The 19,456-nt window shown below is 52.0% G+C and carries 12 protein-coding genes; all 12 read left to right on the top strand.

The window, feature by feature from the left end:
• Positions 1 to 166: 166 nt before the first annotated feature.
• The 12 genes from AC0YNS_RS16115 (at position 167) to AC0YNS_RS16060 (ending at position 19,303) form a co-directional block, all read left to right on the top strand.
• On the top strand, positions 167 to 2,524 hold the full coding sequence (locus tag AC0YNS_RS16115) for a family 78 glycoside hydrolase catalytic domain (RefSeq protein WP_475782013.1): 2,358 nt from the start codon (positions 167 to 169) through the stop codon (positions 2,522 to 2,524).
• Between the two features lie 27 nt (positions 2,525 to 2,551).
• Positions 2,552 to 3,691, top strand: coding sequence for a LacI family DNA-binding transcriptional regulator (locus tag AC0YNS_RS16110; RefSeq protein ID WP_475782012.1), 1,140 nt, complete (start codon positions 2,552 to 2,554; stop codon positions 3,689 to 3,691).
• 210 nt (positions 3,692 to 3,901) lie between these two features.
• A complete protein-coding gene (locus AC0YNS_RS16105) occupies positions 3,902 to 5,350 on the top strand; it encodes an ABC transporter substrate-binding protein (RefSeq protein WP_475782011.1) in 1,449 nt (482 codons plus the stop codon).
• A gap of 109 nt (positions 5,351 to 5,459) precedes the next feature.
• Positions 5,460 to 6,578 (top strand): ABC transporter ATP-binding protein, encoded by a 1,119-nt coding sequence (locus AC0YNS_RS16100; protein WP_475782010.1) that lies wholly within the window; start codon positions 5,460 to 5,462, stop codon positions 6,576 to 6,578.
• Positions 6,572 to 9,586: an extracellular solute-binding protein gene (locus AC0YNS_RS16095; RefSeq protein ID WP_475782009.1), complete on the top strand. Its 3,015-nt coding sequence runs from the start codon at positions 6,572 to 6,574 to the stop codon at positions 9,584 to 9,586. Before AC0YNS_RS16100 ends, AC0YNS_RS16095 begins: the two co-directional genes overlap by 7 nt.
• Positions 9,583 to 10,554 (top strand): carbohydrate ABC transporter permease, encoded by a 972-nt coding sequence (locus AC0YNS_RS16090; protein WP_475782008.1) that lies wholly within the window; start codon positions 9,583 to 9,585, stop codon positions 10,552 to 10,554. Before AC0YNS_RS16095 ends, AC0YNS_RS16090 begins: the two co-directional genes overlap by 4 nt.
• Positions 10,551 to 11,432, top strand: a complete 882-nt coding sequence (locus AC0YNS_RS16085) for a carbohydrate ABC transporter permease (protein WP_475782007.1) — start codon at positions 10,551 to 10,553, stop codon at positions 11,430 to 11,432. Before AC0YNS_RS16090 ends, AC0YNS_RS16085 begins: the two co-directional genes overlap by 4 nt.
• Before the next feature lie 18 nt (positions 11,433 to 11,450).
• Positions 11,451 to 13,547 (top strand): YIP1 family protein, encoded by a 2,097-nt coding sequence (locus AC0YNS_RS16080; protein WP_475782006.1) that lies wholly within the window; start codon positions 11,451 to 11,453, stop codon positions 13,545 to 13,547.
• Positions 13,537 to 15,840 carry a DUF5696 domain-containing protein gene (locus tag AC0YNS_RS16075; protein ID WP_475782005.1) on the top strand — a complete coding sequence of 768 codons (2,304 nt, stop codon included), beginning with the start codon at positions 13,537 to 13,539 and terminating at the stop codon, positions 15,838 to 15,840. The genes AC0YNS_RS16080 and AC0YNS_RS16075 overlap by 11 nt, the downstream gene beginning before the upstream one ends.
• Positions 15,837 to 16,772: a carbohydrate ABC transporter permease gene (locus AC0YNS_RS16070; protein ID WP_475782004.1), complete on the top strand. Its 936-nt coding sequence runs from the start codon at positions 15,837 to 15,839 to the stop codon at positions 16,770 to 16,772. The genes AC0YNS_RS16075 and AC0YNS_RS16070 overlap by 4 nt, the downstream gene beginning before the upstream one ends.
• Before the next feature lie 8 nt (positions 16,773 to 16,780).
• A complete protein-coding gene (locus AC0YNS_RS16065) occupies positions 16,781 to 17,803 on the top strand; it encodes a carbohydrate ABC transporter permease (RefSeq protein WP_475782003.1) in 1,023 nt (340 codons plus the stop codon).
• 165 nt (positions 17,804 to 17,968) lie between these two features.
• Positions 17,969 to 19,303, top strand: coding sequence for a copper amine oxidase N-terminal domain-containing protein (locus AC0YNS_RS16060; protein WP_475782002.1), 1,335 nt, complete (start codon positions 17,969 to 17,971; stop codon positions 19,301 to 19,303).
• Positions 19,304 to 19,456 lie beyond the last annotated feature (153 nt).

Here is a 19,456-nt window from a genome sequence, read left to right as displayed (position 1 = left end):
GAAATGCGAAAAAGCCGTACTTAATCATCAATAGATGATTAGTAGGGCTCTTTTTTATACATTAAAAAATATAATGTATACGTATTGATAATAATACAATTGCATAATATACTTAACTCATCTAAGGTTGTCAGATTAAGCAAATTGGACATAGAGGAGATCGGCTATGAGATGGGATGCGAACTGGATATGGCTGGAGCAGCGCGGTGATTGCAAAAACCAATATGTTGATTTCCGTAAAGTAATTCATCTTGAGCCATCGGAGCTTGCGCAACAACCGGTACTTCATCTGTCGGCAAGGCTGGAGTACAATCTCTGGATTAACGGACAATGGGTCGGCCGCGGGCCTTCGCCATGTACGCCGGATTATCAGTACTATGATTCGTATGAAGTAGGTCGTTACTTGCAAGCAGGCGATAATGTCATTTCAGTGCTGGGCTACCAATTCGGCGAGTCCAACATCATTACGAACCAAATGCAAGGCGAAGCGGGCATCATCGCCCAACTCGTGGTCGAGGAAGCTAACGTTGCAACCGTCATCTCAGCAACTGACCACACATGGAAATCAAGGCTGTCCCCTCGCTTCCGCACGACCAATGAACGGCTTAGTTTATGGGGCGGCTTTAAAGAGATCTATCTGGCGCAGCAAGATGACGAATGGCGGCAGCTTCACTATAAAGAATCAAACTCAGCATGGGCGGATTCGCAGGAGCTTGCACAAGCGTGCGATCCGAACAGCCCGTGGCCGCGCCTCATTGCACGTGAAATTCCCTTTCTTGCAACCGAGGAGTGCCAAGCCTCCGCCATTATACGTACAGAATTGAACCTAGGCAGCGTAACGGGGCCGGAATCTCTACTGGCAGCTTCAGCAGACACTCAAGAGACAACAGACCCACACTTAGCTACCGTCCTAAAGGCAGATGCTTCCAGACCAGGCTCTATGCCTGCAGTCGTATATGACTTCGGCCGAATTGTTGTCGGCAGGCCGATTCTCGAGATTGACGCTGCGGAAGGCGGGGTCATCCGAATCGCTTATGGAGAATCGCTGGAGCTGCAGGAAGTAGACACCTTCGTGCTCAAACGGGGCTACCAACGTCTACAGCCATTCGGCCGGCGCGTGTTTCAATATTTGAAGCTCACGTTCATGGCGACTCCGGTTCCCGTCACAGTCACCTCGCTCAGCTGCGAGAAAGTCGGATATCCGTTTACCAGGCAGACGCAGTTCGGCAGCTCGGATGATCTGTTGAACCGCATCCATGAGGTGAGCTTGTATACGACGCGAATGAACTCTCATGATCATACGGAGGATTGCCCTTGGCGCGAGAAGGCGCTGTGGGTGGTGGATTCCATGGTTATGGGCAAAATCATCTACGCCAACTTTGCGGACACGGCTCTGCTGCGCAAATGTCTGCTTCAAGGCGCTCGCATTCAGCTGGCAGATGGCTCGATTCCGGGAACCGGTCCGGAGCATAACGGTATGCTGCTGCCGGATTTCTGCGCCTATTGGCTAATCGGCTTACATGATTATTGGCGGTACTCCGGCGATTCGGCGCTGCTCGCGGAGCTTCAGCCGGTTACCGATCGCTTGATCGACTGGTTCAGACAGCAAAGCGATGATACGGGACTGTTCGCGCGGGCAGATCGGACAGGGTATTGGTGTTTTATCGATTGGACGGACGATATAGACCGCCGCGACAAGGTTGCCGCGATCTCCTTCCTGCGATACAAGGCGCTGAAGGTATACTCCGATATGCTGCGTGCGTTGGATCCTGCGGATAGCAAGGCAGAACAAGCCGATGCGGAAGCGCTGAGCCTTGCGGAAGCCATTCGTACACATCTGTGGGTAGAAGAGAAGGGACTGTTCGTAGATTGCTTGGACGGCGATTCGTTATCCAACAACTATTCGCTGCAAACAAATTTCATGGCAGCCTGGTGCGGCATAATGACGGAAGAAGCGACGAACCGTTTCTTGGACGACTACTATTTCGCCAAAAAACTCCCGCCGGTTAGAGGACCCTTCTTCCAACATATCGTGCTCGAAGTATTGCGCAATGTCGGACGCCGAGAACAAGCATTGTCGCTCATCCGCAGCTATTGGGGCGAGATGTTGAGTCGCGGAGCGACGACCTGGTGGGAAACCTTCGATGCGGAGATGCCTGCCTGCACCATTCCGAGCACCTATCAAGGCCATACACCGACTTATCTGCAAGAGGGCATTCCTGTCAGCGCTTGTCATGGCTGGGGGGCATCGCCGGCGTATCTGCTCAATGAGCTCGTGTTTGGTGCAGATTTATCCGATTTGGGGAGCGGGATCATTCATCTGAAGTCCCCTTATGATGGAGTCGAGTCGGCGGAAGCGGTTCTGCCTTTGCCCGGCGATCAAACGATGACCATCAAGTGGAAGACGGGTCCGGATGGGCTCACCGGTACCGCCGAAGTACCTTCAAACTATCGGATTGATGCAGATGCCAATTATCCGCTTCGCATTGTCCCGCAGGAGGAAACCGAGCACTCCATGGCATGAATATGGGTCAGGTAGGGAGGAATGTTCGTGCGTGGAAGAAGAAAACATGTCTATCAGCATATCATCGAGGATCTAAAGCGGCAGATTGCAGAGGGCAAAATACGCCACAATGAGCCGCTGCCGACCCAGATCGAGCTTGCCCGCATGTACAACACCTCGGAAATTACTTCGCGCAGAGCATTGGCAGAGCTGGCCAACGAAGGGATTATTAGCCGTACGCGCGGGAAAGGCAGTTTTCTGAAGACGGAGACGGAACGTACGGGCTATAACGGATTGCAGCAGCAGCAACGGGCGGAGCTTAGTCAAATTTATTTTGTCTATAACAATGAAATTGCCTCTGCCTATCATCACCGCTTCTTCGCGGATTTATTGACCGGAATCAAGGAAGAGTGCGAGCAGCACGGCATTCCCTTCTATATTTGGGGGATGGATGATGAATTTCAAATGCCCGAGGGCGATGATATCGGCATCATTCTGCATCCCCACTTGAAGAATGGAAACGAAATGCCGCTTGATCTGCTTAGACGCTGGAAGGATGAAGGCAAACGACTCGTCACCGTTCATTTCTACTACCCGCATCTTCAAATTCCTTACGTAATCGTAGACAATTTCATAGGCGGATATCTGGCTACGGAGCATCTGCTGTCGCTCGGTCATGAACGCATTGGCATTGTTTTGACGGGAAAATCACCGGTTGAGATGAATCAGGAGTTTGCGCTTCGTCTGCAGGGCTACAAATTGGCGCTAACCCAGCACCGCGTAGCCTTTGATTTGGACCTGGTTTGCGTGGTTGATGGGGAGCGCGAGTCGGAGCAGATGGGGGCGGAAGGGCTGAACAGGCTGATGTCGCTTGAGCAGCGGCCAACGGCCATATTTGCAACAAGCGACAGCAAGGCTATCGGAGCGATTAAAGCAGCTGGCAAAAGAGGCCTTCTAGTGCCGGACGATATTAGCATTATCGGCTACGATGACATTCTGGTTAGTCAATTTACAGTCCCCAGCTTGACGACGATCAATCAGAACACGCTACTGCTTGGCAGGCGTGCGGCACAAATTTTGCTGTTCGAAAGGAAGAGCGAGCAGATGCGGGATGAAATTGTGCCGCAATTGATCGTTCGGAGCAGCACGGGAGAAGCAAAGACGGCTTCACCTGAATTTTCGACATAAAAGTATACTTTAATTGTTGAAATAACATATTGTATAATGGAAAAGTATGTTGTAGTATTGGGTATAAGATGATCTAACTTAAGTATACTTTTACAAGAGGTGATGTAGTAATAAGCTGACTTGAGCACGTGAAAAGTGAATAGCGCGGCTTCTCGAAAGATGAATGGCAGGGTAAGGTCATGATTTTATTTCGATCAAGGGGGAATTCCTTTGTTTAAACGAAGCGCATTTAAGCCCATTTCTTTTGTAATCGCTTTCACCTTAGTCATGCTTGTCGCAGCTTGTTCTTCCGGCAATAATAACAACGCTAAGAACGCCTCTGCCAATACGAAAGAAAACACCACGAACACGGCAACAACCTCGAATGACACCGCAGCAGCGAGCAATGAAGCAGACAACGGAGCCGCTGAGCCGGTCCAAGAAGTAGATAAGACACCGGTTGAGATTACGATCTCCACTTGGGTACCGGCAGACAGCCCGGAATGGCATAAAATCTCCGATGCTTTCACGAAGAAATATCCATGGATTACGGTTAAGTGGCTTTTTAACGATCCGGGTCCGAACACGATTAAAGCGGTAACGCAAAGCATCGCGGCCGGCGAGCCGATCGATATTTTCTGGAATCCAACGTTCGTCGATGTGGTACAACAAGGCTTGGCTGAAGATTTGACCCCTTACTTAGAAGATCCGGAGTACAAAGAGTATCAATTCAGCAAAGGCATCCTAGAGCCATTCCAATATCAAGGCAAGCAATACGGTCTATCCCGCGGTAACGACACCTTCATCTTCTTCTACAATAAAGACATCCTCGATAAATACGGCATTGACGCTCCTAAGAATGACTGGTCCTGGACGGATCTGGTCGACATGTCGAAGAAAGCAACTCACCCGGAAGACAAAGTATGGGGCATTGCGAATGATGCCATCCTCACCATCTTTGCTGGCGCTAACATAGCTGCCTCAAACGGACATTCCGATCACATCATGGATTTGAACGGCGACCTTCAGAACACGATTACTTATGTCGGCAACGATCAGAACGTCATGGATGATCATCAATTCATGATGGACTGGGTTTCCAAAGACGGCATCATGCTGAATGACAAACGCGTGAAGGAAGCAGGACTTGAAGGAGATATCTTCGCAACGGGTCATGCAGCGTTCTACTACCACGTATCGCCGACGATTCCGGGCTTTAAATCGTCATGGAAATTCAAATGGGACATTGCGCCAACGCCTAAAGGAACGGCGAAGCAAGTAGGTACCTCCTTCAACAACCCGATGTTCCTGACTAAAGCAGGCAAACACAAGGATCAAGCGTTCCAATTCATGAAGTTCTGGGCTGCAACGGTAGAAGGCCAGAAGATTCTGATGGATATCGGCGGCTCGCTCCCGAACTCCACAACGCCTGAAATCACCGATCACTTCAAGCAAATGGAAACGTACAAAGGGCTGAACGTGGATGCGCTTCTGTATGCGGCATCAATCGGTGAAGTCGATCCTACCATCTTTATTCCGGGTGGTGCTGAAATATCGGCGACCAACAGCACTTGGGGTACAGATGCCTTCCAGAAAGAAACGTCCGCGTACGACTACTTCCCGACAGTAGCAGATAAAGCCAACAAAGCGATTGCAGATGCGATGGCCAAAATGAAATAGGCAAGCGAGTACAAGTCGAAATCGATCGTCTAAGCCGAGGGCATTCGCCTGAGGCTTAGGCGATTATGGTTTGCAGGCTAACTGTTGTGATCAGAGGGGGCTAGTGCGCATGGCACAGGTGTTATTCAACCATATCTCCAAACGGTATCCGGGCGAGGGACGCAAATCGGTGGATGACTTCCATCTGGAGGTTGCCGATGGCGAGTTTCTGGTGCTCGTCGGGCCGTCCGGCTGCGGAAAGTCGACGCTGCTGCGTATGCTTGCGGGCCTTGAGGAAATTACCGAAGGCGAGATGTACATCGGCGACCGGATGATCAATTATGTGTCGTCCAAGGATCGCGATATCGCGATGGTATTCCAGAATTACGCGCTTTATCCCCATATGACGGTTTTCGAGAACATCGCCTTTGGTCTGCGTCTGCGTAAGCTTCCTCATCATGTCATTGAGGAGCGGGTAGCGAGAGCGGCCAAAGTATTGGAAATTGAAGCGCATCTCCATAAACAGCCCAGACAAATGTCGGGCGGTCAGAGACAACGCGTGGCGCTCGGCCGTGCCATGGTTCGGGAACCGGAAGTATTCTTGATGGATGAACCGTTGTCGAATTTGGATGCGAAGCTCCGTGTTCAGATGCGGGAAGAATTGACGAAGCTGCACAGGCAGCTGAAGAAAACGACGATTTATGTCACGCATGACCAGATCGAAGCGATGACGATGGGAACCAGGATCGTTGTCATGAAGCAAGGCCTCATTCAACAGGTTGCTACCCCTGAGGACATCTACAGTCATCCCGCCAATATGTTCGTTGCCAGTTTTATCGGGACGCCGCCTATGAATTTCATTCACGGGCATATCCGCAAGTGGGATTCGAAGACGTATTTCGATACGAAACGGTATTCGCTCGAAATTCAGGCAGAGAAGGCGGCGCAAATCCGCGCGGAGCAATACGTGGACAAAAAAATCATCATGGGCGTAAGAGCCGAAACGATGACCGTCCCGCGTGATGGAGCGGATATGGAGTCTTATAAAGGCAGATCCTTGAGCGCTGCCATTGAAATCCGAGAATTACTGGGCTCCGACGCCTATTTACATCTGAATAATGAAGATCACAAGCTTGTTGTGCGAGTGGAACCGCGCAGACGTTTTGCGGAAGGAGACGCGGTGACGGTCGCATTCGATATGGAGCAGATCCATTTCTTCGATCCACAGACGGAGGAAGCGTTATGCTGAGCCCAAATCCGAGTCCAAGCCTAAGCCCAAGTCAGAGCTCGAGCGTGCCGATTGTCTCTCGCAGTTTATTGTGGAAACGATTGGCCTGTCTGACGATCCTATCCTCCTTGCTGCTGTTTGGCGGCATTCCGCCATATACCATGGCAGATGGTCCTGCCGGTCCCGCGCCGGTCTTGACAGAGAAGGATTACATTAATGGCAAGCTGCCTACCTACTTGGAGTGGCAGGCGACCAGAGGGAAATCCTTCAACGATGCCGCGGCGCTGAAGGAGCGAATATCAGTCGATGCTTCAGCTTATGCGGAGGTGTCCGACGAGACGCATTTCTCGAAGACGGATAACGGACTGCTCTGGAAGGACGGCGAAAGCTGGGTTGATTATCAGCTAACGATTCCGGAGGACGGGCTGTACAATCTAGGCGTTGTCTATGAATCGGCTGATGACGCGGTGACGGACATTATCCGCGGCGTGTATATCGACGGCGAGCTGCCCTTCCTGGAAGCGGACAATATCCGCTTGAAGCATAAGTTCGTGTATCAAGGCTATCCGCTCAAGCGAGATGAGTTTGGGAATGATATTTTGCCGCAATCGACGATCATAAAGGAGCAGCAGGATGTTCGGCTTGCTGACTATACAGCAGATATAACGCCGCTCAAATGGTATTTCACGAAAGGCGTGCATACGGTGCGCCTCGTGAACCAGCAGAGCGCGATGCTGCTGAAGTCGCTCTACGCGGATTCGCCTCTGAAGATTCCCGCGTACGCCGAGGTGGCAAGCGACTACCAGGCGTCGGCACAGAACGGGGAGTTCGTGCAGTTGGTCGAGGCGGAGCAGATTAGTGCCAAGTCCAACACGTCGATCCAGCTGCAATCGGTCAGCGATGCGCTCATCTCACCTGACCCGGAGGGGTTGATCCATTACAATACGATGGGCGGCGAGCAGTTCCGCATCTCCGGCCAATGGGCAGAGTGGGAAATTGAGGTGCCGGAGACAGGCTTGTATGAGCTTGGCTTCAAATTCAAACAGGCGTTTCTGAACAATTCCTATACGAATGAGTCGATCATGATTGACGGACAAACTCCGTTCAAGGAAATGCTGGATGTGCAATTTGCATACAGCAAGTCTTGGGGTTGGGCGGGGAAATCGCTGGCCGATAAACAAGGCAAGCCGTTCCTGTTCGAACTGAGCAAAGGCAAGCACACCGTGCGCATCAGTCCAACTGCTGCGCCGATGAAGCCCATCTACGAGGGACTTCTTCGCAACCTGAATCGCATCTCAGCGCTGGAGCAGCGGATTCGCAAGGTGACGGGCAATTACGAGCGTTCCTACACGAGCGGCGGTAACGTCGATCTAAACCGCGATTGGCAGCTGGAGAAATATATCCCGGATATCGATGAACGTCTGACGGAGATCGAATCGGATCTGACGGGACTGGCCGATCGCTTGTCGGGGCTGACAATTGGGGAATCTGATGTGGAATCCTCGTTCCGCGCTGCCGCCTATGAATTCAACAACATGAAGAGCCGCATCCGGCAAATCCCTAGCGAGCTGCAGCTGTTTGCGACGACGCAGCAGAAACTGAGCAGCTGGGCGTTTCGGATGCTGGATCAACCGCTTATGCTGGATTACTTATGGGTGTCGCAGCCGGGGGCGGAGCTGCCTCAGGTCGCACCGAATATGTGGCAGAAGCTGGGCAACACGGCCGTCAATTTCTACCGTTCCTTCGTCATCGATTACAACTTTACGCGCGATGATCCGAAGGCCATCGATGTGTGGGTGAATAGAGGCCGGAACTATGTGCGGCTTATTCAGCAGTTGGCTGATGAAACGTTCACGCCGGTAACCGGCATTCATGTCAACGTAAATATCGTGCCTGACCCGAATATGCTCATTCTGGGCAATCTCGCCGGCGAACAGCCGGACGCCGCCCTTGGCGTTGACGGTGGCGTAGTCGGTGATTTCGCCATGCGCGGCGCGTTAGCTGACTTGACCAAGATGCCGGGCTACAACGATGCCATCCAAGCGTTCAATCCAGGCGCGATGCGCGTGTTCCACTATGATGGGGGCAATTACGCGCTGCCGGAAACGCAAAACTTCAAAATCATGATGTACCGAACCGACATCCTTGATGAGTTGGGGCTGAAGCCGCCGCAAACCTGGGAGGATGTCTATACGATGCTGCCGACCTTGCAGCAGAGCGGACATGAATTCTTCTATACCCCTGCGGACTACTTATCCTTCCTCTATCAGAACGGTGCAGAGCTCTATAGTAAGGACGGGTTAGTATCGGGGCTCGATACGGATGAGGCGTTTAAAGGGTTCAAGCAATGGACGCAGCTATTCACCTTATTCCAGCTCCCGAAGGAAGTACCGAGCTTCTTCAACCACTTCCGTCTAGGGGATATGCCGATCGGGATTACCGACTTTAATACGTATTTGCTTACGCAGGTGGCTGCACCGGAAATCGCGGGCAAATGGCAGATCGCGCCGATCCCGGGCAACCTGGACGAGAAGAGCGGCACCATTCTTCGCTGGGCAGGAGGGCCGCTGCAGGCCGGAATCATCTATGAGAAGTCAGAGAAACAGGAGCTGGCATGGAAGTTCCTCCAGTGGTGGACTTCGGAGAAGACGCAGGTTCGGTTCGGCAACGATATTGAAGCCATCTATGGACCGGAATATCGCTGGAATTCCGCGAACATGAACGCTTTTGCGAAGCTGCCTTGGCCGCGCTCCCAATTGTCAGCCATTCTGGAACAATGGAAATGGTACAAGGAAGCACCGAATGTGCCGGGCGGTTATTTTACGGCAAGGCAGCTCGTATTTGCTTGGCAGAATGTCGTGGCAGCGAACGCGGTACCGAGGGAAGAGCTCGATAAAGCGATCATTTCCATTAACCAGGAAATGGCGCGCAAGCAGGTGGAGTTCAACATGCGGGATTCTGTAGGGAAGGTTCTTCATCCGATCGATATTCCGGATGTGCCGAGCCCGGGTAAAGGGGAGGAGCCATGAGTTACGAGGTGGAGTTATCCAAAGCAACGCCGCTTGTGGTTCCGGAGAAGAAGACAAGGCGATGGCTGCGCAGGGAGACGGTTGCCGGTTATATCTTCGTTGCACCGTTCATGATCACGTTCATCATCTTCATCGTCGTGCCGATCGTGGCCGCGATCGCGCTTTCCTTCTATACGTTTGATGCGTTCTCTAGGCCGGAGTTTGTGGGCTGGCATAATTTCTTAGCGATTCTGACGCAGGATCGGATCTTCTTCCAATATGCGATACCGAATACGATTCAGTTTGCGCTAATCGTGGGTCCCGGCGGCTATCTTCTGTGTTTCCTGCTCGCTTGGCTCATTAATCAGCTGCCGAAGACGGCTCGCGACTTGCTTGCACTTGCGATCTATACGCCCTCTATCTTCCAAGGCGTTGCGATGACCGTCGTCTGGACCGTCGTGTTCAGCGGGGATCGGGTCGGTTACTTGAACCAGCTGATGCTCAACTGGGGCTTGTCCGACGTTCCGATCCTTTGGCTGCAGAAGCCGGCGTACTTCATGCCGATCATGATTGCCATATCGTTATGGGCGAGCATGGGCGTTGGATTCTTGGCCATGCTGGCAGGTCTGCAGACGGTCAATCAAGAGATGTATGAAGCGGGCAAAATCGATGGGATCTCCAACAGGCTGCAGGAGATCATCTACATTACGATTCCGGCAATTCGGCCGCAAATGCTCTTCGGCGCTGTCATGGCTGTCGTCGGCACCTTGAAGGCGGGAGCAATAGGCACGCTGCTCGCTACGGCAACCGGACAGTTAATTACACCAAGCTATTCGGGGCATCTCATGACGAATCATATTGACGATTTTGCTTTTGTCAGGTACGAGTTCGGTTATGCGTCGGCATTGTCCGTGATCTTGCTGCTGCTGATTTACGGCTCTTCGAAGTTTTCCTTCCTGCTCTTCGGAACGAAGGAGGATGAACGATGAACACGCATTCGATTCGCCGCTTCATTCGCCGTACCTTCAAGTGGGATCTGTTCCAGACGATTACAACGATCTTCCTTACGTTGCTCGGCTTGTTCATGCTGCTGCCTGTGGTGTTCGTATTCAGCCAAGCGTTCAAACCGATCGGGGAGCTGTTCGCCTACCCGCCGAAATTTTATGTCGTCAATCCGACCTTATTCAACTATCAGCAGTTGTTTCAGCAGTCTGTCACGGCTGTCGTTCCGTTCACCCGATACTTGTTCAACAGCATTCTGACTACCGGCGCAACGGTAGCGGGGATTGTGCTCATCAGTACGATGGCGGCCTACGCTTTCTCCAAAATCACCTTTCCGGGCAGCAAAGCGCTTAATGCACTAATCATCGTATCGCTCATGTTCGCACCTGAATCGGTCGGGATTCCGCGCTACTTGGTCATTACGCATATCGGCATTATGAACACGTACTTGGCTCATATTTTACCGCTGGTCGCTATGCCCGTAGGGGTATTCTTGCTGAAGCAGTTCGTTGACCAGGTTCCCAATGAGCTGATCGAAGCAACGAAGATTGACGGGGGCCGGGAATATACGATCTTCGTGCGCATTATTATGCCGATGTGTCTGCCTGCTACCGCAACAGTAGCGATCTTGGCGTTTCAGGCTTCGTGGGCACAGACGGAAACGTCGAATTTGTTCGTGACGATCGAATCGATGAAGACGCTCCCTTACTACGTTACGACGCTGACGAACGGCGCGGCGAACAACGTGGTCGGGCAGGGGATTGCGGCTGCGGCAAGCTTGATTATTTTCGTACCCAACATTGTATTCTTCATGCTCTCGCAGCGCCGTGTTATGGCGACGATGGCACATTCGGGCATCAAATAGAGAAAGGGGGACCAGAGTGTGAAACCCGGGAAACGTTCCATGTACGCCTTACTTCTTGGATTCTGTCTCTTCCTTCTTGTGCTTCCATCGGTGGCAAATGCCGCGCTTCCTTACTGGACACTTTCGAGCGATGCTAACGGTCGGTGGATTTGGACGCCTGACGCCTTTGTTCCGGTTCAGGCTTGGACCGGCTTTAAAGACCCGGAGGATCTGTTTATTGCCGAGGATGATGCGATCTTCGTAGCAGACACAGGCAATGATCGCATTGTGGAGCTGTCGCCTACAGGTGAGCAGGTGCGGACATTTCCGGATGTATCGAAGTCGGAGGATGGGAAAGTAACGAATCCCAAGGAGCAGCTTCGCAAGCCGGAAGGTGTGTTTATCAGCAAGGAAGGCGAAGTGTATATTGCCGATACGGGAAGCCGGCGAATTGCGGTATTCGATCGCAATGCGAAGTTTCTGCGTGAATACGTCGAGCCGAAAGACCCGGCGATGTCCAAGTCGTATTCCTTCATACCGGCAAAGCTGGTGCTTGATCGGCGGGGGTATATCTATGTGGCCAATAAAGGCGGCTATCAAGGGCTGCTGCAATTAACGCCGACCGGTCAGTTTGCGGGCTTCTTCGGCTCGAACAAAGTACCGATGGACTGGATCCAAACGTTGAAGCGCAAGTTCTATACCGACGAACAGCTGAAGAGTGAACAGCTGCTGCTGCCGGGTGCGATTACCGATATGACGGTGGACGCGAACGGATTTATTTATACGGTTAACCGCGACATGAAGGAAGGTCAGCTGCGGCAGCTCAATTCCGGCGGCGTCGATTTGTTAGGCAACTTGAATTTTGCGCCTTGGCTCGTGCCTCCGAACAAACTGTCTTTTACAAGCGTGGCTGTGGATGCGAACGGAATTATTACGGTGCTTGAGGCGGCTCGCGGACGGATCTTCCAATATGATTCCAAGGGCAGGTTGATCTTCCGGTTCGGCAATGCGTCAACAGGCGAAGCAAGGCTTGGGTTGTTCAAGCGAGCGACTGCCGTCGGACTGCAGTCCAATGGCAACATTCTCGTCGCGGATGGAGAGCTTGGCGATATTCAGGTGTTCAAACGGACGGAATTCGGCACGAAGGTGCATGAGGCGGTTACGTTATTCGCGGATGGTCAGTATCAGAAGGGAGAGCCGCTGTGGCGGGAGATCCTGTTACGTAACGCCAATTACGAGCGGTCTTACCAGGGCATTGCGAAGGCAGACTTCTATGACAACGACTATAAAGGCGCGATGAACTATTTCTCCAAGGCATTTGATCAGAAGGGCTATTCGGAAGCGTTCTGGCAAGTGCGCATGAATTGGCTGATGAAGTATTTTGCACTCTGCATGAGTATTCTGGTGGGGCTGCTCATTGTCGTATTTGGCGGCAAACGATTGGCCGTGAAGCTTGGTTGGTATACACCTAAGCGGAAGAAAACAGCCCGTGTGGACCGGTCGACATTGTCAGGCTGGCGCGAGTCCGTCCTGCAAGCGTTCCGTATTCTGCGTCATCCCGTGAATGGCATGACGGAAATCGGTGAAGGGATGAAGATTAAGCTCACGGTAGCGTTTATTATCGTCATCTTAAGCTTCGGCTTCACGCTGATTGGGAAAGCGATCGCCAATTTTATTTTCGTCGAAACGCGGTTTCAGGAACTGAATCTATGGACGGAAGTGCAGAACTTTATCCTTCCCTGGTTCATCTGGGTCATTGGGAGTTACTTAACAGGCTCTGTCTTGAAAGGGCAGGGGACGTTCCGGAACGTGTTTATCGTCAACAGCTTTGCTTTAATGCCGATCGTGGTCATCACGCTTCCGGTTCAGCTCATCTCCCGCGTGCTGACGCTTCAGGAATCGGTTATTTACAACTTAATCGTCAATGGCATGTATGCGTGGATGTTCATTCTGCTCTTTATCGGCACCATGTGCGTGCATAACTACAACCTGAAGGAAGCGATAAAGATGGCGACGGTCTCGCTCTTCACGATGGCCTGTTTATGGATATTCGGCTTCGTGCTGTTCGGTCTTGTGTACCAGTCGGTTGACTTCTTCCTAACCCTGGGAGAGGAGCTGATGGAACGTGTGGCTTAAGAAACCTTGGGTTCGCAAGCTAAGAAATCGTCTTATCGTGCTGGCTGTCATCGCGCTTGCACTGCTCTGGATGTATCGGCACGAGGCGCCTGCGGTCACATCGATCTCCAACTATTCCGTGGCAGATGCAGCCGCTTATATGACGAAGCTGTCGATGTCAGGTCAAGCACCGACAACGGAGCAGATGAGCTATGGCGGAGCGACATGGTACCGAATGAGCGAGCAGCAAGCAGGCAGCCTGTGGCTCGATCCGGTTTCAGGTCAAATTGCCGTGAAGACTGCGACAGGCGATATGTGGCTCAGTAATCCTTCTAAGGAAGAGCAGGAGCTGGATCCGACTAAAGGGCAATGGAAGAAGAATGCGGCTTCGCCGATGCTGGTCAATTACTATAATCTGGATACGAAAGCAGAGGAAACCGCCAATACGATTGATACCGAGGCTGCTATCACGTGGAAGCCGATTCAGAACGGAGTCGGCGTTCGTTATGAGATGAAGACGCTCGGAATCTCGGTCTATCTCGAATATGTCATGGAGCAGGATGGCTTGGTCGTTCATTTGCCGCAGGAAGGAATCACCGAAGGAGCGCAGTTTCAGGTGGTCAGCTTATCTGTACTTCCGTTCTTCGGTGCGGCGCTTGATGATGGGCAGGGCTATTTGTTCGTGCCGGATGGACCGGGCGGTCTCATCACGTTCGGCAAGAAGAGGGCGGCACTGACCTTACCGTATGATTACCCGGTCTATGGCCGCGATTGGTCGATTCCATCGGTGGACAATTCCTATTTCAGGGAGAGCATCAACTATCCGGTATTCGGAATGAAGCGCGGTGATCAAGGGTTTATCTCCGTCATCGAGCAAGGGGAAGCTGCTGCCAACATTGTCGCGATGCCTTCCCAGCTCAAAACAAGCTTCAACAACGTCTATGCCAAGTTCAAGTACCGCAACAATTATTTTCTGCAAAAAGGGCTCGATCCCAATAACGTTAACAGCGTATACGAGAAAGCGCTCAATGTGTCCTCGTTTACGATGCGTTATCTGTTCTTGGAGAAGGATGCATCCGATTACGTAGGGATGGCGAAGCGGTACCGTACTTACTTAGCAGAAACGCATGAACTGACCGCCGGCAACGCCGCCGGCGATCCACCGCTTACGCTGGATTTCATAATGGCGGCAAGCGAACAGCCGACGCCGCTTGGGGCAAGTGTCGTTGTCGTCAGTACGTTCGACGAAGTACAGGAGATTGTCGATGACTTGTATGCGGAAGGCATTCACAGCCTACGGGTGAATCTGCGGGGATGGCAGAAAGGCGGCTTTGCCGGCTCCATTCCGGATCGGTTCCCGATCGGCGGCAAGCTGGGAGGCAAATCCGGCTTCCTCGCCTTGCAGAAACATCTGAAGGAGAAGGGCATTCCGCTCGTGCTTAATGACGATCTGAAGATCGGCATCGATTCCTTTGGCAGCGGCTTCTCGCCGAAGAAGGATGGCGTGCGCCAGATTTCGGGGAAAGTCGTTAAATTTTATCAGAACGGCGATTTCTATAATCAAGCGCTTTATTATTACACGATTAATCCTTGGAAGGTGTTTGAGGACTATTTGCCCGGCATGATCAAGGATTGGCAAGCGCTATCCGTTGGCGGCGTCGCATTAATGGATGAATACGGAGACGGTTTGTTCAGCGACTACACGCCCGGACATACCTCGAACCGTTCGGAGACGGCGGCGCTTACGAATCAAACGCTGGATCTGCTGCGAAGCAAGCTGGGCTGGGCTGGTACCTCGAACCCGTATGCATTCTCGATTGGCCACGCGGATATGTTCTATAACTTGCCGCTCGATTACAACTACGATCTGGCGATCGATGAGCGTGTGCCTTTCTATCCGATGGCGCTGCACGGACTCGTAGCGTATACGTCCGGTTCAGGCACGCTGCGAACGGACCCTGGAACGGAGTTTCTGCGCGAGCTGGAATATGGGGCGCTGCCTTATTACGTTGTTACCTCCGGCGATATTCGCGATCTCAGCCGCACGACTTATTCCGGTTATGTGAGCGGGCAATATCAGCTGGTGAAATCGCAGATTATCTCGGAATATAAAGCTTTTGCAGCAACCGGCGGAGGCGTTTGGAATTCTTATATGGACAGTCATGTCAAGCTGGCGGATGGCGTGTTCGAGACATCGTATGAGAATGGGACGCGGGTCATCGTGAACTACAACGATAAAGCCTATTCGTCGACGGATGGGGTAGCGGTCAAAGCGAACAATTATGCGGTAGTTAGAGGGGAGGTGGGCAAGTGAACGGTAACGTCTCAAGAGAAGCCGTATTACCGGTTGAATCGCTCCATCGCAAGGAGCATGCCCGCCATAACCGAATTCGGAAGCTGAAGCTGGCGCTGGAAGGGTATTTGTTTCTGCTGCCTTGGCTGATCGGCACCGCGGTCTTCATGCTTTATCCGCTGGGGAATTCTCTGTATATGAGCTTTACGAAAGTAAGCGTGGCAACGGACGGAAGCGGGCTGCAGTACGATTTTATCGGCTGGGATAACTTCAAATATGCTTTTATTTACGACAATGAGTTTCCCGTTGATATGTTTCTGTTCGTGCGAGAAATGTTTCTGACCGTTCCCATTACGGTTATCTTCGCGCTATTGATCGCGATTATGCTCAATCAGCGGTTTCGAGGACGCATGTTCTTTCGGACGTTGTTCTTCCTGCCGGTCATCTTCGCAACTGGTCAGGTGCTCACGGCGCTGTTCGATCAAGGACAGGCGAAGCTCCCATTCGCGGATCAATATCATATCGCGGATATGCTGTACGAGGTGCTGCCGGTTAATATTGCGGAGGTGCTGGTCGAGCTGATTGGGAAGTTCGTTATTATTTTATGGTTTTCGGGTATTCAAATTATTTTGTTCCTGGCGGCGTTTCAGACGATTCCGGCTTCGGTCTATGAAGCAGCCCGCATTGATGGTGTTACACCATGGGAATCGTTCTGGAAAATCACCTTTCCCTCCACGGTGCCGTTCGTGTTTCTCAATTTGGTCTATACGCTGGTGGATCAGACGGCGAGTCCGTTTAATCCGATTCTGAAGTTTATCTCGACGAATATGGCGGACCCGGAAACCGGCTTCGGGTATGCCAGTGCGCTAGGCTGGTTGTATAGCGCCATTATCTTGATTCCGATTATCTTGGTGCTGCTCGCTGCGAAACTTCAGAATAAAGGAAGAAGGTGACGACGAAGATGCCGAATCCGAAGGGCACTACAGCCGGACTGGAGAAGCTGCAAGGCCGGCTCTCGGACCTGTTCGCGCCATTGGCGGGACGAGGGTTCCGTTACTTGAAGCGCGAGCACAAGCTGGAGAGGCTGCGCGTCTTTATCCTCGGGAGACAATTGACCGATGGGGTCGTATTCAAGAGTTTGCTGTATATCATCTTAACGAGCGTCGCGGTCATTTATTTGCAGCCCGTGTTCTACATGATATCGACCTCGCTTAAGACGCAATCGGATCTGCTTGACCCTACGGTGAACTTCTTCCCGCGTGTGCTGGACTGGGATAATTATGAGGTTGCTATGCGAGGGCTCAAATATGTGCAGGCGCTGTGGCAAACTGCTCTAATTGCTATATTGGCGGCGCTGTTCCAGACCGTGTCCTGCGCGCTGACGGGGTATGCTTTTGCCAGATTGTACATTCCGTTCAAGAACTTCTGGTTTGGCATCGTCCTGCTCACATTCCTCATCCCGATCCAGACGATGTTTATCCCGATCTATGTTCTGTACGCGAAGCTCGGCTGGCTGAACACGCCTCTGCCATTCTTGATCCCGGCTTTGTTCGGGCAAGGACTGAAAGGCGCGCTGTTCATCATGATCTTCCGGCAGTTCTTCGCTACGTTTCCGAAGGAATTGGAAGAGAGTGCACGTATGGACGGTTCAGGTGCATTTCGGACCTTCTACCGAATCATGCTGCCGCTCTCGCGTCCTGCCTTGCTCGTAGTCGGATTGTTCTCCTTCGTGTGGCATTGGAACGACACGTTTGAGCCATCGATGTACTTGAAGGATGTCAGCTTCATCATGATGGGCAATCAGATGGCGCAGATGCCGACGAACCTGCAGACGATTGCCGGGAATGCGTTGGTGCCGTTTGATCTCATTGAGACGCAGATGATGGCAGCGGCGTTTCTCGTCATCCTGCCGCCTCTGCTGTTGTACGCCTTAGCACAGCGCTATTTTGTCGAGGGGATTGAGCGAACGGGGATCGTGGAGTGAATTTGTGTTTTAAGGAAGCTGACCTTGCGGGGTCAGCTTTTTTTGTGTGCGGATGCTGCTAACGAATCGTAAGGTCTCTGCGATTCGTTAGCACGCAACTTTTCTCCATTGCACTCGTCATAGGAGGATAGAAATCATTGTGCGTTAGGAAGCGGGAGGCCGAATATGAAACAGTTCGAGCAAATCATACGAAATAAGACGCAGCAGAGGAGAACGGTTAGGCTGTTTGCCGGATGGCGTGCCGCTATGCTTGGCGCTGCGCTGTTTGCGTTGTTGGCGCTTCCTGTGCTAGTGGCCGGAGACGCCGTAGTTCAGGCAGAGGCAAGCGTGCAAGCGGAGAAACCGGACAGCAACAGCTTGACAGCGAAGGCTGCTGATTGTAAGCCGCAAACAATAAAGCAAATTTATCCGAGCTTAGGAGATAACAGCTATATTCCATTGTTCGGAGCACGCAAAGAGGATCAGAAGTCCATATCCGTGGTTTGCAGCATTTTGCAGCAACTAGCGACTAAGGGGAAAGCCGAAGCGATTCCGGCACCTGAAGGCGGACGTAATTTCCGGAATCAGATGGATATCCAATTTACGGACGGCGGCTACATGACTGTTTATGAAGTTGGACATGGAAAATTGGCCGTCGATCAAGGGAAAGAGCGGCTGGTTCTGAATAATGCCAAGGCGTATGCTGATTTCATGCGCCTGGAAGTGTTACCGGATTATTCCGGTGGTGTACCCCAATCGGTGCACTTCGGAGAACCGCTGCATGTCACGGGCAACAACGTTGCGTTTGAATCGTTCGAGATCCAAATTTTCTGGACGACTACGCTTAATAACCGCAGCTCGGTTCTGTCTGCTAAAGGCATTCACTTTCCGTCCAAATCGTCTTTGTTGATCTATTCGGGAGCGCATAAGTTTGGTCGCTACGACGTTACGTTTACGATGCCGGCTTACGGTGAGGCTTTCGATGGCTCTTTGCAGCCGCTTCTCCCGGGAGCAGGTGAACTTACGGTTGAAGCTGCAGTTGGAATGGGCTCAATTACAGGAGGATCGAATTCCGGGATAAAGCTGCTTCCTGCGAATAACATCTTTATCTCCGTCAACGGTGTTCCTGCTGCCGATCCGTCGCTTACTCCGCTGCTAGCCGGTGGTCATGCACTAGTGCCTGTACGCGCAATTGCCTCATTGTCGAAAGAGAACGTCGTATGGGACGCGTCAACTAAAAGTGTTCTCATTCGTACGAAGCAGGCGGCGGTGAGCGAAATCTCAGGCGGCAATCCGCAGCTGTGGATCGACGGGAAGCAGCAGGCTGCTGGCGACATGCAACCAATCATCCATAATGGAAGAGCCTACGTGCCGATTCGCGCGGTAACGGCCGCTTTCGGCTTGCCAGTCGTGTGGGATGGCGGCACGCGGAGCGTTAATGTGACCGTGGCGGCTCTCATGTACGGAAAAAATATGGGAACTATCGCGGTTGGAGCTTCGAGAAACTCTTCTAACCTGTAACGGTTGCGAGAGTGGTTAAATGGCCTAAATAGCCACGCTGACAACCGTTATTTTTAGTTCTGCGGAGAGCATGAAGAAGATGGCCCTAGACAAAACGAAAATAAAGAAACCCAACGTTATAAACGTTGGGTTTCTTTCCAATCCGGGAAAGCT

This window comes from Paenibacillus sp. J22FR21 (genome assembly GCF_056269135.1).
Note: the sequence above shows the minus strand (reverse complement) of the source record. Positions and strands in the feature narration are given on the sequence as shown.

Excerpts from the sequence above, each read along its gene's own strand:
- AC0YNS_RS16115 (WP_475782013.1), top strand. The coding sequence starts at position 167 with ATGAGATGGGATGCGAACTGGATATGGCTGGAGCAGCGCGGTGATTGC.
- AC0YNS_RS16100 (WP_475782010.1), top strand. The coding sequence starts at position 5,460 with ATGGCACAGGTGTTATTCAACCATATCTCCAAACGGTATCCGGGCGAG.
- AC0YNS_RS16095 (WP_475782009.1), top strand. The coding sequence starts at position 6,572 with ATGCTGAGCCCAAATCCGAGTCCAAGCCTAAGCCCAAGTCAGAGCTCG.
- AC0YNS_RS16090 (WP_475782008.1), top strand. The coding sequence starts at position 9,583 with ATGAGTTACGAGGTGGAGTTATCCAAAGCAACGCCGCTTGTGGTTCCG.
- AC0YNS_RS16085 (WP_475782007.1), top strand. The coding sequence starts at position 10,551 with ATGAACACGCATTCGATTCGCCGCTTCATTCGCCGTACCTTCAAGTGG.
- AC0YNS_RS16065 (WP_475782003.1), top strand. The coding sequence starts at position 16,781 with ATGCCGAATCCGAAGGGCACTACAGCCGGACTGGAGAAGCTGCAAGGC.
- AC0YNS_RS16060 (WP_475782002.1), top strand. The coding sequence starts at position 17,969 with ATGAAACAGTTCGAGCAAATCATACGAAATAAGACGCAGCAGAGGAGA.